The sequence below is a fragment of the Geodermatophilus siccatus genome, assembly GCF_900103785.1.
Classification (GTDB): Bacteria; Actinomycetota; Actinomycetes; order Mycobacteriales; family Geodermatophilaceae; genus Geodermatophilus; species Geodermatophilus siccatus.
Window position 1 is genome coordinate 150,947 of record NZ_FNHE01000008.1, and the last position, 14,419, is coordinate 165,365.

Sequence of the window (14,419 nt, forward strand, 5' to 3'; positions counted from 1 at the left end):
CTGACCCGAGGAGGACCGATGGCCCTGTGGAACAAGAAGCGGCGCACGGGTGCGGCCGGGACGGGTGGGCACCCGGTGGACGAGGTGCTGCCACCGGGACCGATGGTGGCCTACGGCCTGCAGCACGTGCTGAGCATGTACGCGGGGGTGGTCGCGGTGCCGATCATCATCGGTACCGCGCTGGGGCTCTCCACCCAGCAGACCACGTACCTGATCAGCGCCGGCCTATTCATGTCCGGCCTGGCCACGCTCCTGCAGACGCTCGGCGTCTGGCGGATCGGCGCCCGGCTGCCGATCGTGCAGGGGACGTCGTTCGCGGCCGTCTCCACCATGCTGGCCATCGGCGCACCGCTGGGCGGTGAGGCGGGGCTGCGCGCCATCTTCGGGGCGCTCATCGTCGCCGGCGCCATCGCGCTGCTGATCGCGCCGTTCTTCACCAGGCTGCTCCGGTTCTTCCCCCCGGTCGTGACCGGCACGGTCATCACGGTCATCGGGGTGTCGCTGCTGCCGGTGGCGATGCGGTGGGCGCTCGGGACGGCGAACACCCCCGGGTACGGCTCGATGCGCAACATCGGCCTGGCCGGGGCGACCCTGCTGATCATCGTCCTGATCTACCGCTTCCTGGGCGGCTTCTTCAACCGCGTGGCCATCCTCTTCGGGCTCGTGCTCGGGACGCTGGTGGCCATCCCGTTCGGCGCCACGGACTTCGGCCGTCTCGGGGACGCCGCTCCCTTCCAGCTGACCGAGCCGTTCCACTTCGGCATGCCGACCTTCGCCGTCGGGGCGATCGTCTCGATGCTCGTCGTGATGCTGGTGATCATGACCGAGACGACGGCCGACATCCTGGCCATCGGTGAGGTCGTCGACAAGCGGCTCACCCGCCGCGACGTCACCGGCGGACTGCAGGCCGACATGCTCTCCACCACCGTCGCCGGCGTCTTCAACGGCTTCTCGGTCAGCGCGTTCGCCCAGAACGTCGGCCTGGTCGCCGTGACCGGGATCAAGAGCCGGTTCGTCGTCGCGGTGAGCGGCGTCATCCTCCTCCTGCTCGGCCTCTTCCCGGTCCTCGGCGCGATCGTGGCGGTCGTGCCGCTGCCCGTCCTCGGGGGCGCGGGGCTGGTGCTGTTCGGCACGGTCGCCGCCAGCGGCATCCGCACGCTGAGCAAGGTGGAGTACGACGGCAACGCCAACCTGGTCATCGTCGCGGCCGCCCTGGCGATGGGCGTCATCCCCATCGCCATCCCCGAGTTCTACGAGCCCTTCCCGAGCTGGTTCGAGGTCGTCTTCGACTCGGGCATCAGCGCCGCCGCGATCACCGCCATCCTGCTCAACCTGCTGTTCAACGTGCGGCGCGGGCAGCCGGAGGAGGCGCCGATCTTCGCGGAGGCGCCGGCGATCGGCACCACCTACGAAGGGGACACGGAGGGGATCGTGGTCGAGCACACCGACACCGCCCACCCGACCCCCACCAGGCCGAGGCGCCGGGTCCCCGACAGCCACCACTGACCGGGACCGGCGACGGAACGGGACCCGCCGGAGCCCGTTCCGTCGTCGCCCGGCCACCCCCGCCCCCGACAGCCACCGGCCGAGCCCGACGAACAGGAGGACCACGTGTACGAACGGCCCTACGAGCTGGTCGGTGCGGCCGACAGCCTGACCGCGCGCGTTCGCGCCCGGGGCAACGACGTGCTGCGCAACCCGATGCTCAACCGCGGCACGGCCTTCACCGAGGCCGAGCGGGAGGCACTGGGCCTGGAGGGCCTGCTGCCCAGCGCGGTGTCGTCGATGGACGGGCAGGTGCGCCGCACGGAGCAGCAGTACCGGGGGCAGCCCGACCCCCTCGCCAAGCACGTGTACCTGGCCAGCCTCCGGGACCGCAACGAGGTCCTGTTCTACCGGCTGCTCAGCGAGCACCTGGAGGAGATGCTGCCGATCGTCTACACGCCGACCATCGGCGACGTCATCGAGCGCTTCAGCCACGACTACAACCGCCCGCGCGGGGTCTTCCTGTCCATCGACGAACCGGACGCCATCGAGGGCGCGCTGCGCGCCTACGGCCTCGGGCCGGACGACTGCGACCTCATCGTCGCCACCGACTCCGAGGGGATCCTCGGCATCGGGGACCAGGGCGTCGGCGGCATCCAGATCTCCATCGGCAAGCTGACCGTCTACACCGCGGCCGGGGGCATCCACCCGCGGCGGGTCATCCCCGTCGTCCTCGACGTCGGCACGGACAACCTCCGTCTGCTCGACGACCCGATGTACCTCGGCAACCGGCACCCCCGGGTGCGCGGCCAGCGCTACGACGACTTCATCGACGCGTTCGTGACCGCGGCCACCGCGCTGTTCCCGAACGCCCTGCTGCACTGGGAGGACTTCGGCGCCAGCAACGCCCGACGGATCCTCGAGCGGTACGACCCGACCCGCTGCACCTTCAACGACGACATGCAGGGCACGGCGGCGGTCGTGCTCGCCGCGGTCTTCGCCGCGATGAGGGCCACCGGCGAGCGGCTGCGCGACCAGCGCGTGGTCGTCTACGGCGCCGGGACCGCGGGGATCGGGATCGCCGACATGCTGCGCGACGCGATGGTGCGGGAGGGGCTGTCCCGCGAGGAGGCGACGCAGCGGTTCTGGGCGCTGGGCAGCCGCGGGCTCCTGACCGAGGAACGCGCCGCCGAGCTGCGGGACTTCCAGGTGCCGTACGCCCGCCCCGCCGGCGAGACGGCCGGCTGGGCCGGGGCGAACGGGTCCATCGGGCTCGCCGAGGTCGTGACCCGGGCCCGGCCGACGATCCTGATCGGCACCTCCACCCAGCCCGGGGCCTTCAGCGAGCCGATCGTGCGCACGATGGCGGCCTCCACAGAGCGACCGGTCATCCTGCCGCTGTCCAACCCCACCTCCCTGTGCGAGGCGCTGCCGGAGGACCTCGTGGCCTGGACCGACGGCCGCGCCCTGGTGGCGACCGGCAGCCCGTTCCCGCCGGTGCACCACGACGGCACGGAGCACGTCATCGCGCAGGCGAACAACGCCCTGGTCTTCCCCGGTCTGGGGCTGGGGGTCTCGGTGGTCAGGGCACGGCGGGTCAGCACCGGCATGCTGACCGCGGCCGCCGCCGCGGTCGCCGAGCTGTCCGACGCGGGGACGCCCGGGTCGGCGCTCCTCCCACCGGTGGACGACCTGCGGTCGGTGTCCGCGGCGGTCGGCATCGCGGTCGCGCAGGCCGCGGCGGCCGAGGGGCTGGCCCAGGTCGAGCTGCACGACCCGGTCCGGCAGGTGCACGCCGCGATGTGGCGGCCGGAGTACCCGCGGATCGAGGCCGTCTGACCGCCGGGCAGGTCGCCGGGCCCTCGGCCTGGTGTGACGGGGACGGGCCGGCACGGCAGGGCTCTCGACGGCGCCGACGGGGCACGACCGACACGCGGAGGACCACACGGATGACACGACTGAGCGACGAGATCGCTGACGACCTGGACCACCGGCTCGCGGACGCCGACCGGGAACTGGGGGCGCGGTACCCCGGTGACACCGGCGCCCGGCAGCCGGTGCACACCGTCTACGTCCCGGCCGACCGGTTCTCCGCCGACGTCCCCGGCGCGTGGGGCGCAGCGGCGGGTGCGCTGCTCGACCGGCACGCACCGACGGCGGACGCGCTGGCCGGCGTCACCGGCATGCCCGTCCCCCTGGTGGACGACGTCTACGACCGGGTGACCGCGAAGCTCGCCCGGGAACCGATCGAGGACCTGCGCGTCGACTTCGAGGACGGCTACGGCCGGCGCTCCGACGAGGAGGAGGACCGGGCGGCCACCGAGGCGGTCGCCGCGCTCGCCGCGGTGGCCGGAGCCGAGGGCGGGCCGCCGTTCCTGGGCATCCGGTTCAAGAGCCTCGAGGCGCCGACCCGCCGGCGGGGTCTGCGCACCCTCGACCTGGTCGTCGCCGGACTGGTCGCTGCCGGGGGCCTGCCGGAGGGGTTCGTCGTGACCCTGCCGAAGGTGACCTCGGTGGACCAGGTCGAGGCGATGGTGGAGGTCTGCACCCGGCTCGAGCAGGCCCACGGGTTGCCCGCCGGCCGGCTGCGGTTCGAGATCCAGGTGGAGACGCCGCAGGCCGTCCTCGGCGCGGACGGGACCGCCCCCGTGGCCCGCATGATCCCCGCGGCGGAGGGGCGCTGCACCGGACTGCACTACGGCACCTACGACTACAGCGCCGCCCTCGGGATCACCGCCACCCAGCAGAGCCTGGAGCACCCGGCCGCGGACCACGCGAAGGCGGTGCTGCAGGTCGCCGCAGCCGGCACCGGGGTGCGCCTGTCCGACGGGTCGACCAACGTGCTCCCGACAGGGGACGAGGGTGCGGTGCACGCGGCGTGGCGCCTGCACGCCCGGCTCGTCACGCGGTCGCTGGAACGCGGCTACTACCAGGGCTGGGACATGCACCCCGGGCACCTGCCGACCCGCTACCTGGCCACGTACTCCTTCTTCCGCGCGAGCCTGCCGGCGACGGCGGCGCGGATCAGGGCCTACCTCGGCCGCGCGGAAGGCGGGGTCATGGACGAACCCGCGACGGCCCAGGCGCTCGCCGGCGCCGTCCTGCGCGGGGTCGACTGCGGTGCCGTGACGCCGGAGGAGGCCGGCGAGCTGACGGGTGTCGACCGCGCCCGGCTCGAGGGGCTGGCCCGGCGCGCCGGGGTCTGACGGCGCTTCTCGGGCTGGTCGGCGGGGTCGGGTGGTGTCCTGGCAGTGCGGCCTCGCCCGGGCACGCGTCGTGCGGGCCGGACACCGCCGGACGGCCGGCCACCCCCTGATCGGGCACCGCCGTGACCGCCGAGGGGCCCGCCCGGTGCGGCACCCCGGGGAGCTCCACCCCTGCTTCCAGGGAGGAGCAGGGGTGGAGCTCCCACGGGGGGTGTTCAGCTGGCGTGTCCCGGGACGCGGTCGGGGTCGGGCGGGCGAGCCGGATCGGGTGACGCCAGCCGACTCGCCCGCGCCGCTCACCCCGACGCGTCAACCGATCGGACACCGCTGTGACCCCACCGGGACCCGCCGGGCGGGTCAGCCGCGGCCGACGTAGGGCATCCCGGTGGCCAGCACGGTCATGGTCGCGACGTTCGCCCCGAGCGGCAGGCCGGCCATGTAGACGACCGCGCGGGCCACGTCCTCGGCCGCCATCCGCGGCTCCGGTCGGATGCTGCCGTCGGCCTGGCGGACCCCCTCCGCCATCGCCTCGGTCATGTCGGTCGCGGCGTTGCCGACGTCGATCTGGCCGCAGGCGATGCCGTAGGGGCGGCCGTCCAGGGACGTGGACTTCGTCAGACCGGTGACGGCGTGCTTGGTCGCGGTGTAGGCCGCGGACATCGGCCGGGGGACCTGGGCGGAGATGGAGCCGTTGTTGATGATGCGGCCGCCCTGCGGCTCCTGGTCGCGCATGACGCGGAACGCCTCGCGGGTGCAGAGGAAGACGCCGGTGAGGTTGACCGCGACGGCCGCCTGCCACTCGGCCAGCGGGATGTCGGCGACCTCCCGCGCGGCAGCGAAGGAACCCGCGTTGTTGAACAGCAGGTCGACCCGCCCGCAGGCGTCGACGGCGGTGTGGAAGAGCGCGCGCACCGACGCCTCGTCGGTCACGTCGGTCGGGACCGGGCGCAGCCTCCCCGCACCGCCGCGCTCGGCGACCGCCTGCAGCGCTGCCTGCCGGCGTCCGGCCAGGACGACGTGCCAGCCGTCCGCGGCGAGGGCCAGGGCGGTGGCCGCGCCGATGCCGCTGCCCCCGCCGGTCACGACGGCGACCTTCTCGCTCACGTCTCCTCCTCGCTGCGCCTCGGCCCCTGCTCCACCGGACCGGGGACGTCCCCGGAGGTCATGGGACCACCTCGGCCGATCCGCCACACACCGGGCACCCGCTCACGGGTCGGCCGGGAGCGGTCGGGTGGGCCACTCGAGCAGGCGGGCGCCGAGCACCGCGGTCTGCAGGGCGAACCGCTGGTCGGCCCGGGACGCGCTGTACCCGGTCAGCTGGGCGACCCGGGCGAGGCGGTAGGTCACCGTGCGGACCGAGACGTGCAGCCGCCGGGCGGCCTCGGTCGCGACGTCGCCGGCGTCGAAGTAGGCCTGCAGGGTCTCCAGCAGCACCTGCGCGCCGCCGCGGACCTGCTCCAGGGGGCCGAGCACGTCGCGGACCAGGTCCACGATCGCCGCCTGGTCGCGGCCGAGCACCCGGTACACCAGCAGGTCGCGGGCGTGCACCACGTCGTCGTCGGAGTCCAGCCGATCGGCGAGGGAGAGCGCCTCCCGCGCCTCCTCGTAGCTGCGCGGCACGCCCCAGACCCCGGGGAACGCCCGTCCCGCGACCACCCGCCACCGGCCCGCGACCCGCAGCCGGCGCAGGTCCTGCTGCAGCAGCTCACCGATGTGGGCACCACGCGCGGCGGCACCCGCGGGCGTGGCGGCGCTCGGGACCAGGACGACGACGCGGCCGTCCTTCATCGCGACCAGCACCTCGCGGTCGCCGAACCGGTCGACGACCGCGCGCTCCAGCACGGTGGCGGCGCGGGCGACGTCGCCGTCGGGGTCGCGGGGCGCGACCAGCGCGACGTGGTGCGGCTTGCCCAGGTCGATCCCGAACAGCTCGGCGCGCTCCACCATCCGGGACACGTCGGCGTCCCCGCGGAGCAGGTCGTCGACGAACTCCGCCCGCACGGCCTCCTCGCGGCGGATCATCTCCCGGCGCTCGACCTGGTGCCCGTCGACGAGCACGCCGACGGCGTCGTCGAGGACGCGCAGCACCGCCTCGGCCGCCGCGCGGACCTCCTCGGCATCGGACGAGCGCACGACGACGGGCAGCTGCCGCCACAACCGCCACGCCGCGGACAGGTACAGGTCGACCGCGCGCCGCGCGCCGACGCCCTGCGCCGCCGCACGCCGTCCCTGCTCCCGGACGGCGTCGAGCTCCCAGGTCTCGGGACGGCGCCCGTGGATCGCGGCGTCGGCCAGCAGCGGCAGGTACTCGTCCAGCAGGTCGGCCGGCGCCCGGGTGGCGGCCGCCGCCGAGGCGCCGACCGAGGCCAGCCAGTCCTCCGACGGCGGCGCGGCCCGGCCGGGGCGCCGCCGACCGACACCAGGGGACACGTGCGCTCCTTCCCCGGCCGCGGCTGGTGGGTGAGAGGTGCGGCCGCTGGCCATCCTTGCCGATCACCGGCAAGGAGAGCGGGCTCCATCCGGCCGACGGGGACCGTAGCCGGGCACCGCCGGCAGCGGGCATGGTCGGGGTCGTCGAGAAGGGAGTCGGGAGTGCTCAGCGATCACGAGCAGCGGGTGTGGGACGACGTCGAGCGGTTCTGGGCCGAGGAGGCCGAGGAACCGCCCCGGCCCGCACCCCTCCCGCGCCGGCGGGCGTCCCGGGACCCGGCCGACCTGCCCGCCCTCGTGGTCGCCGGCGCCTGGGGCGCGATCCTGCTGGTCCTCTTCGGAGCGCTGGCCGCGGGCCTGGCGGTCGGTGTCTCGACCGCGCTGGGCTGGGCCCTGTGGCGGTACTGGCCCCGGCTGGGCCGGGCGGACCCGACCGCGACCCGGTCGGTGCTGGACGAGGTCGGCCGGGGTCTGCGGGCGGCCCGCCGTCCGGCGGAGCAGCGGGGACCGCGGCAGCAGCGTGGCGGGTCGCCGGACCGGTGACCGGCCGCCGTCGTCGGGGACCGCGCGGGCCCGTCCCGACTGGTGGATCCGCGTCCCACCGACCACGCTGACCGCCGTGGCTCCCCGCGGGCCGACCGGCCGCGGGGACCGGCGTGCTGCGGGAGTCCGGGCCGCACCGCTCCCGGAGGTGATCGTCTGGTCGGGACACCGGTCGTCGTCGGCACCCGCTCGCGCGCCGGGCGGGGGAGCTCCCGGACGCGGAGGCCGATCGCGTGACCACGGACGTGTGGGGAGCGTCGGCCGCGCCCCGGTCGCTGCGTGCCGAGTGGGCACGGCTCGCTGCCGCACCGGCGGCGCCTGGCCGGTTCAGCCCCGATCTCGTGACCGGGCTGCCGGAGCCGGCCCGCCGCTGGCTGACCCACGCCCTCGCCCCGGGGACACCGCTGTGGCCCTCGGTGCAGCTGCGGATGCGCGGCCGGATCCGCATCGGGGCGTGGCGGTCCTTCACCGCCTCCCAGGTGCTCGCTCCACCGCACGGCTTCATCTGGGCGGCCACCGCCCGCGTCGCGGGGCTGCCGGTCACCGGCTTCGACCGGTACGGCTCCGGCGCCGGTCAGATGCGCTGGCGGCTGCTCGGCCTCGTGTCGGTGGTGAGCGGAGCGGGGCCCGACGTCGCCCGCAGCGCCGCCGGACGGCTCGCCGGCGAGGGGGTCTGCTGGCTGCCGAGCGCCTTCGGCGCGGCCCGTTGGTCGGCCGGGCCCGAGCCGGACACGGCCGTGGCCACCTGGCGGATCGGCGACGCCGACGAGTCCGTCCACCTGCGGGTCGACCCGGACGGCGCGCTGCGAGAGGTCCGGCTGCAACGCTGGGGCAACCCGGACGGGCAGGCGTTCGGCCGCCACCCGTTCGGTGTCGCCGTCGAGACCGAACGCTCCTTCGGCGGCGTGACGATCCCGTCGGCGCTGCGCGCCGGCTGGTGGTGGGGCACCGACCGGCAGGACGCCGGGGAGTTCTTCCGCGCCGAGGTCACCGACGCCACCTTCGGTTGACCGCGGGCGGCGGGGACGGCGTCGGTCAGGGCGTACCGGCCGCCGCGTGGGAGCCGTTCAGCCCCCCGGCTCCGGCGCCGGCCGGTGCGGCGTCCCAGTGGCTGCTGTGGTCGGCCGGATCGGCGGCGGTGGCGACGGCCTCCAGGCGCGCGAGGTCGGCCGGGTGCAGGCCGGAGGTGCGCAGCGACTCGAGGAGCAGGTCGATCTGGCGGTGCAGGGCCGGCACGTGCTCGGCCCGGCCCGCGACCTGGACGTGCGCGATCAACATCCGCAGGACCCGCAGCAGCGCGGCGGCGACCTGCGGCTGCGCGGGAGCGGCGTGGCGGAGCTGGTCGAAGCCGTGCGCGATGTACTCCTCGGCCGACAGCTGCCAGGGGCGCAGCAGCACCCGCCTGTCGGGACCGGCGACCGCGTCGGCGGGGGCGTCGGCGGTCAGCAGCCGCCGCAGCAGGCTGCCGATCCGGAGGCCGGCCTCGACGGCGGTGGTGGGGTCGTTGACCGCCGCGCTCAGCGCGCGCAGCCCGATGTCGACCAGCTGCCGCAGAGCGAAGTCGACGTCGTACTGCATGGTGCGGCTGGCGGAGACGAGCACCGTCGCCGCCAGGCGGCGGGCGGTCGCTCCCCGGTCCTCGGGTGCGGGCCAGACGGTGACCAGGGGCTCACCGCCGTGGACGTAGGCGCCCACGCGGGTCTCCAGGCGCACGGTGGTGCCCGGCGGCACGGCGAGCAGCAGTCGGTCGCTGGGGGCCTGGGTGACCCAGCCGTCGCACGGCGCCGGCACCGTCAGCGCCGGTTGCCCGGCCGGCTGCGTCCGGACCACGGCCGGTCGCTCCGCGGCGGTCGTGCGGTCGGTGGCGGCGAGGACCTGCCGGCCCTCGGCACTGATGCGTTCGACGACCCGGCCGACCTGCAGCCCGTGGGCGAGGTGGTCCAGGTGCGCCACGATCAGCAGGACCGTGACCACGGTGAGCAGTACCGCGACGGTCAGCGAGATCCGCGGCGCCGTCGCCCGGCTGTCGGCGTCGACCGCGCGCAGGACCAGCACCGCGTAGACGAACGTCGCGACCAGCAGGCCGATGACGACCTGGCTGAGCCGGTCGCGGATGAACGAGCGCATCACCCGCGGGGAGAACTGGCTGCTGGCCAGCTGGAGGCTGACGACGGTCAGGGAGAACACGACCCCGGCGGTGGTGATGGTCGCCCCGGCGACGGTGCTCAGCAGCCAGGTGGCGGTGCTGCTGTGCATCGACAGGGTGAGCGGGAGGGCTCGCGCGGCGGCGGCCCGGTCGACCGCGGTGGCGACCTCGGCCAGGGCGATGCTGCCGAGGACGAGCAGCGCGGGCAGGGCGAACAGGCTCTCGCGGAACCGGTAGGCCGCCGCCGCGGCGCGCATGGGCAGCGGCGACCGGGCCGTACCGCTCACCGGCACACCCGGCGGGGACGCCGGGTCGACGCCCGCCGCTGCCGGGGCCGCGGTCGCGCGGCCGTCTGCGGACCGCTTCCCTGCGGCTCCGGCTCGCTCGGGTCGATCGCGACGCGGTCGGCGAACCCGGTGAGCTGCAGCGGGCGGAGCACGCGGCGCCGTCCGCCCGTGTGGACCACCAGCCGCGCGCCGCGCATCCGGCACCGGCGGTCCGCCTGGGCCAGCACCGTGACGCCGGCGGCGCCGATGAAGGTCACCCGGCTCAGGTCGACGACGAGCACGCGGACGCCGCGCTGTCGCGCCTGCGAGTGCAGGCAGACGTCCAGCGCCGGAGCGGTGTAGGCGTCCACCTCGCCGATGACCTCGACCACCACGCGGCCGGGGCGACCGCCGGGCACGACGGTGACCGACAACAGCTGACCGGTCTCGGGAGCGGCCGGGGGGGCGGGCGTGTGCAGCACGGGGAGCTCCTTGCGGGGAGGTCCGCCCGTCGGCGACGGGGAGGGGGCGCCGACGGGTGGGGGTGCGGGCGGGTCAGCGCGACTGCTGGCAGGAGACGCAGCCGGCCGCGAACGGCCGGAACTCCAGCCGCTCGGCGGGGATGGCGCCGCCGCAGTACACGCAGGCGCCGTAGGTGCCGGTGGCGATGCGCTGGAGCGCCGCGTCGATCTCCTCGATCGTGCGCAGCAGGGCGGCCGCGCGGCTCTGCGCGACCGGGTCCGGCACGGAGGTGGCCGTCTCGGCCAGGGCGAGCTCGCGCTGCCGGACGCAGTCGGCCCGCTGGGTCTCGAGCAGCACCCGGAACGGCGTCCGGTCCGGGGACGCGGTGGTCGGGGCGGGGCTGAGGGTGGTCATGGAGTCCTCCCGGTACGACGAGGACGCGTCCCACCGGAGCGGGACGCGCGGGACGGGGGCGGAGACCCGGAGGGGTCAGGCCCCCGCCGGTGGCGCGCGGTCCTGACTGCGGCGCAGCACGTCCAGGCCGCGCAGGCCCCGGGCCCGCAGGCTCGTCGCCAGGGCCAGCAGCCCGCCGCCGGTCACCGGGGACGGACGGCGCGCGGGCGACCCGGCGAGCACGGCGGGGCCAGGAGGCGAGGTCTGCGCGTCCACCGGGTCCCCCCTCCTCGTCGTGGGTCGGCCGGCCCGCACCTCCCGCGGGCCTGAGCCCACCATGCCCGTCGCCTGCTGACCGGGACACGGCAGCGGCCGGTCAACTCAGGCGCCTCGAGGTTGCCGACGACCGGCAACGAGGTCGGCGGAGACTGCGGCGGTGGACCCCCGGTGAGCGCGCCGCTGCGGTCGGGCCCGACCGACCGCAGCTGACGCTCGAGGCCGACCGGGTCGGCGACCGCGTGCACCCGGCGCCGAGGCGGGTAGAGCGACGCACTCAGGCCGGACGGACCGTCCCGCCGGTGGCCGGAGGGCCCGAGGAGAGGGAAGTCGATGACACAGCGGGCAGACCGGGTGCGCGAGGTCGTCGTCGGGGTCGACGGCTCCGACGAGGCGCGACGGGCGCTGGCCTGGGGCTTCCGGGAGGCCGGGCTGCGCGAGGTCGCGGTCCGGGTGCTCACCGTCTGGACCGGGTCGCCGCCGTCCGGTGCCGGGGAGGGGTCGCGCCCGACGGCGGAGTTCGAACGCGAGGTCGGGGCCCGGGTCCGTGCCGACGCCGTCGAGGCGGCCCGGGCCACGGGGACCGCGGCGGTCCCGTTCGAGACGCAGGTGCGGTACGGCCACCCCGCGGAGTCGCTCATCGAGGGAGCCGGTGCCGACGGCCTGCTGGTCGTGGGTCAGCGCGGGCTGGGGGGCCTGCGCGGCCAGCTGTTCGGCTCGGTCAGCCAGCAGTGCGCCCAGTACGCGACCGGTCCGGTCGTCGTCGTCCGCGGGGACCGCCCCGTCGAGGGAGCCGCACCGGCCGGGCGGGTCGTGGTCGGGGTGGACGGCTCGCCCGACTCGGTCACCGCGGCGCGGTTCGCCGCGGCCGAGGCGCGGGCGCGCGGCGCGGAGCTGCACGTCGTCCACGCCTGGAGCGACACCGTCTCCGGCTACGGCGGGCCGCCGTGGGCGGTGCCGGGCGCGACACTGCAGGAGGAGGCCGCTTCGGCTCTGCGGCGCAGCGTCCAGGACGCCGGGCTGGACGGGGGACCCGGCCTGCGGGTCCGGGCGGAGGCGGTCGAGGGGATCGACTGGGACGTCCTGCTCGACGTGGCCGAGGGCGCCGACCTGCTGGTGGTGGGCTCCCGCGGCCGGTCCGGGTGGGCCGCGCTGCTCCTAGGTTCTGTGGCCCTGCACTGCGTGACCGCCGCACCGTGCCCGGTCGCGGTCGTCGGGCCGCCCCGGGACCGGCGGTGACCGCCCTCGGGAGGACCGCCGGATGACGACGGACCTCCCGGTGCTGCTGGTCCTGGACCTCCTGGGCACCTTCGCCTTCGCCCTCAACGGCGCGCTGACCGCGTTGCGCGTGGTCCGGCTGGACATCGTCGGCGTCGTCACCCTGGGCGTGATCACCGCGCTCGGCGGCGGCATCATCCGCGACGTCCTGCTCGACGTCCCGCCGGCCACGTTCAACGACTGGCGCTACCTGGCCGTGGCGGGCGGCGGCGGCCTGATCGCCTTCGTGTTCGGCCGCCACCTCGAACGCCTCACCACACCCATCACCGTGCTCGACGCCGTGGGTCTGAGCCTGTTCGCGGTCACCGGTGCCGGGAAGGCGCTGGACCTGGGCCTGGGCCCGGCCCAGGCGGTCATCCTCGGCGCGACCACCGGCGTGGGGGGCGGCACGCTGCGCGACGTCCTGGTCCGGCAGGTCCCGTCGGTGCTCAGCAGCGGCCTCTACGCCATCCCCGCCCTGGTCGGCGCCACGGCCACCGTCGTCGTGACGCTGCTCGGCGTCCACGGTCCCGCGACCGCGGTCGGTGCGGCGGCCCTGTGCTTCCTGATCCGCATGGTCGGCGTCCACTACGACCTGGACGCACCGCTGCCCCCGCGGGCGTTCGGCCCGCCGCCCGACGACGACGGGCCGCGCTGAGCGGCGGTCGCTACGCGGCCAGCCACGCCAGGGCGCCGACGACGAGGGCCTGGGTGCCGGTGTCCAGGGTCGGTTGGACGACCGGCGCGAAGCCGGCGGAGTGGTTGACCGGGACGTCCTGGGCGACCCGGCCGGCCGCCTCCGCCGCGCGGTACACCTCGGGGTCGGTCCCGCCGACGAACCAGTAGGTGTAGGGCACGCCCAGTGCGGTCGGGATGTCGCTGAAGTCCTCGCTCGCGGACTGCTGGCCGGCCGGCGCGGACCGCTCGCCGAAGAAGTCCGCGAAGGCCGCGGCCACCCGCTCGGTGGTGGCGACGTCGTTGTCGGTCAGCGGGAACCGGTCGAACAGCTCGAACTCCGGCTCCCGCGGGCACCCCGACGCCTGGCACTCGGCCCGGACGATCCGCTCGACGGCGTCCAGCACCGTGCGGCGGGTGGCGTCGCTGAACGTGCGCACGTTGAGCTGCAGCGTGGCCCGGTCCGGGATGACGTTGCTCTTCGTCCCGGCCTGGATGCTGCCGACCGTCAGCACCGCGGTCTCGCCGGGAGGGACCTCGCGGGAGACGACGGTCTGCAGCCGGACCACGATCATCGCGGCCAGGACGACCGGGTCGACGGCGGCCTGCGGCATCGAGCCGTGGGCGCCGCGCCCGTGCACGGTGACGCGCATGCTGTCGGCCGCCGACAGCGCGGCGCCGGCGTGCGTGCGCACCTGCCCGGCGGGCGCGGGCGCCACGTGCTGGGCCAGGGCCACCTGCGGGGTCGGCACCAGGTCGGACAGCCCGGCCTCGACCATCCCGCGGGCGCCGTCGCCGGTCTCCTCCGCGGGTTGGAACAGCGCGATCAGGGTGCCGCGCCAGTGCTCCCGGCCATCGGCGAGCAGCTGCGCGGCGCCGGCCAGGCACGCCACGTGCGCGTCGTGGGCGCAGGCGTGCATCACGGGCACCTCGGCGCCGTCGGCGTCGGTGGTGGTGACCCGGCTGGCGTAGGGCAGCCCGGTCGCCTCCTGCACCGGGAGGGCGTCCATGTCCGCCCGCAGCAGCACCGTCGCGCCGTCCCCGTTCCGCAGGACGCCGACCACCCCGGTGCCGCCGACCCGCTCGTGCACCTCGAACCCGGCGCCGCGCAGCCGGTCCGCCGCCAGGCCCGCGGTCCGCGTCTCCTGGTGCGACAGCTCCGGGTGCTGGTGGACGTCCCGGTAGAGCTCCTCCTGCCACGGCCTCGTGTCCTCCAGGCCGGCGAGGACGGCGGAGACGGCGGTCATGGCCCACTCCGATCTGGGGACGGACGGTCGGGC

The 14,419-nt window shown here is 75.9% G+C and carries 14 protein-coding genes; 7 read left to right on the forward strand and 7 right to left on the reverse strand.

Annotated elements, in window-relative coordinates; all coding sequences use genetic code 11:
* Window positions 1-18: 18 nt before the first annotated feature.
* From BLS21_RS15855 to BLS21_RS15865, 3 genes are all read left to right on the forward strand, one after another.
* Complete coding sequence (locus BLS21_RS15855; RefSeq protein WP_091220464.1) at window positions 19-1,506, forward strand: nucleobase:cation symporter-2 family protein; 1,488 nt, start codon at window positions 19-21, stop codon at window positions 1,504-1,506.
* Window positions 1,507-1,611: 105 nt separating this feature from the next.
* Entirely contained in the window at window positions 1,612-3,324 is a 1,713-nt protein-coding gene (locus BLS21_RS15860; protein ID WP_091220465.1) for an NAD-dependent malic enzyme, read from the forward strand.
* 110 nt (window positions 3,325-3,434) lie between these two features.
* Window positions 3,435-4,691 (forward strand): DUF6986 family protein, encoded by a 1,257-nt coding sequence (locus tag BLS21_RS15865; RefSeq protein WP_091220467.1) that lies wholly within the window; start codon window positions 3,435-3,437, stop codon window positions 4,689-4,691.
* A 357-nt stretch (window positions 4,692-5,048) separates the two neighbouring features.
* On the opposite strand, the gene BLS21_RS15870 is transcribed toward BLS21_RS15865, so the two are convergent.
* Window positions 5,049-5,795 carry an SDR family oxidoreductase gene (locus tag BLS21_RS15870; RefSeq protein ID WP_091220468.1) on the reverse strand — a complete coding sequence of 249 codons (747 nt, stop codon included), beginning with the start codon at window positions 5,793-5,795 and terminating at the stop codon, window positions 5,049-5,051.
* Window positions 5,796-5,897: 102 nt separating this feature from the next.
* On the reverse strand, window positions 5,898-7,121 hold the full coding sequence (locus BLS21_RS15875) for a PucR family transcriptional regulator (protein ID WP_245700474.1): 1,224 nt from the start codon (window positions 7,119-7,121) through the stop codon (window positions 5,898-5,900).
* 162 nt (window positions 7,122-7,283) lie between these two features.
* Here BLS21_RS15875 and BLS21_RS15880 point away from each other — a divergent pair, with 162 nt between their 5' ends.
* Window positions 7,284-7,664, forward strand: coding sequence for a hypothetical protein (locus BLS21_RS15880; RefSeq protein WP_091220472.1), 381 nt, complete (start codon window positions 7,284-7,286; stop codon window positions 7,662-7,664).
* Window positions 7,665-7,897: 233 nt separating this feature from the next.
* Window positions 7,898-8,674: a DUF6544 family protein gene (locus BLS21_RS15885; protein WP_217636153.1), complete on the forward strand. Its 777-nt coding sequence runs from the start codon at window positions 7,898-7,900 to the stop codon at window positions 8,672-8,674.
* 25 nt (window positions 8,675-8,699) lie between these two features.
* Here the strand turns inward: BLS21_RS15885 and BLS21_RS15890 are convergent, their stop codons facing one another.
* The 4 genes from BLS21_RS15890 to BLS21_RS15905 all read right to left on the reverse strand — a co-directional run bounded on the left by BLS21_RS15890 (window position 8,700) and on the right by BLS21_RS15905 (window position 11,207).
* A complete protein-coding gene (locus BLS21_RS15890; RefSeq protein ID WP_217636154.1) occupies window positions 8,700-10,097 on the reverse strand; it encodes a DUF2254 domain-containing protein in 1,398 nt (465 codons plus the stop codon).
* Window positions 10,094-10,558 carry an STAS domain-containing protein gene (locus BLS21_RS15895; RefSeq protein ID WP_091220478.1) on the reverse strand — a complete coding sequence of 155 codons (465 nt, stop codon included), beginning with the start codon at window positions 10,556-10,558 and terminating at the stop codon, window positions 10,094-10,096. The genes BLS21_RS15890 and BLS21_RS15895 overlap by 4 nt, the downstream gene beginning before the upstream one ends.
* A gap of 73 nt (window positions 10,559-10,631) precedes the next feature.
* Window positions 10,632-10,952 carry a TraR/DksA family transcriptional regulator gene (locus tag BLS21_RS15900; RefSeq protein ID WP_091220484.1) on the reverse strand — a complete coding sequence of 107 codons (321 nt, stop codon included), beginning with the start codon at window positions 10,950-10,952 and terminating at the stop codon, window positions 10,632-10,634.
* A 75-nt stretch (window positions 10,953-11,027) separates the two neighbouring features.
* Window positions 11,028-11,207, reverse strand: coding sequence for a hypothetical protein (locus BLS21_RS15905; RefSeq protein WP_091220486.1), 180 nt, complete (start codon window positions 11,205-11,207; stop codon window positions 11,028-11,030).
* 333 nt (window positions 11,208-11,540) lie between these two features.
* Between BLS21_RS15905 and BLS21_RS15910 the strand changes: the two genes are divergently transcribed.
* Together BLS21_RS15910 and BLS21_RS15915 are read left to right on the forward strand one after the other, a co-directional pair.
* Window positions 11,541-12,446, forward strand: coding sequence for a universal stress protein (locus BLS21_RS15910; protein WP_091220488.1), 906 nt, complete (start codon window positions 11,541-11,543; stop codon window positions 12,444-12,446).
* A 22-nt stretch (window positions 12,447-12,468) separates the two neighbouring features.
* The gene (locus tag BLS21_RS15915; RefSeq protein WP_091220490.1) at window positions 12,469-13,122 is read left to right on the forward strand and encodes a trimeric intracellular cation channel family protein; all 654 of its coding nucleotides are present in this window, start codon (window positions 12,469-12,471) and stop codon (window positions 13,120-13,122) included.
* A gap of 10 nt (window positions 13,123-13,132) precedes the next feature.
* Here the strand turns inward: BLS21_RS15915 and BLS21_RS15920 are convergent, their stop codons facing one another.
* On the reverse strand, window positions 13,133-14,386 hold the full coding sequence (locus BLS21_RS15920) for an amidohydrolase (RefSeq protein ID WP_091220493.1): 1,254 nt from the start codon (window positions 14,384-14,386) through the stop codon (window positions 13,133-13,135).
* Between the last annotated feature and the right edge of the window lie 33 nt (window positions 14,387-14,419).

Coding starts and splice junctions, on each gene's coding strand:
- BLS21_RS15910 (WP_091220488.1), top strand. CDS start 11,541: ATGACACAGCGGGCAGACCGGGTGCGCGAGGTCGTCGTCGGGGTCGAC.
- BLS21_RS15900 (WP_091220484.1), bottom strand. CDS start 10,952: ATGACCACCCTCAGCCCCGCCCCGACCACCGCGTCCCCGGACCGGACG.
- BLS21_RS15920 (WP_091220493.1), bottom strand. CDS start 14,386: ATGACCGCCGTCTCCGCCGTCCTCGCCGGCCTGGAGGACACGAGGCCG.
- BLS21_RS15865 (WP_091220467.1), top strand. CDS start 3,435: ATGACACGACTGAGCGACGAGATCGCTGACGACCTGGACCACCGGCTC.
- BLS21_RS15915 (WP_091220490.1), top strand. CDS start 12,469: ATGACGACGGACCTCCCGGTGCTGCTGGTCCTGGACCTCCTGGGCACC.
- BLS21_RS15855 (WP_091220464.1), top strand. CDS start 19: ATGGCCCTGTGGAACAAGAAGCGGCGCACGGGTGCGGCCGGGACGGGT.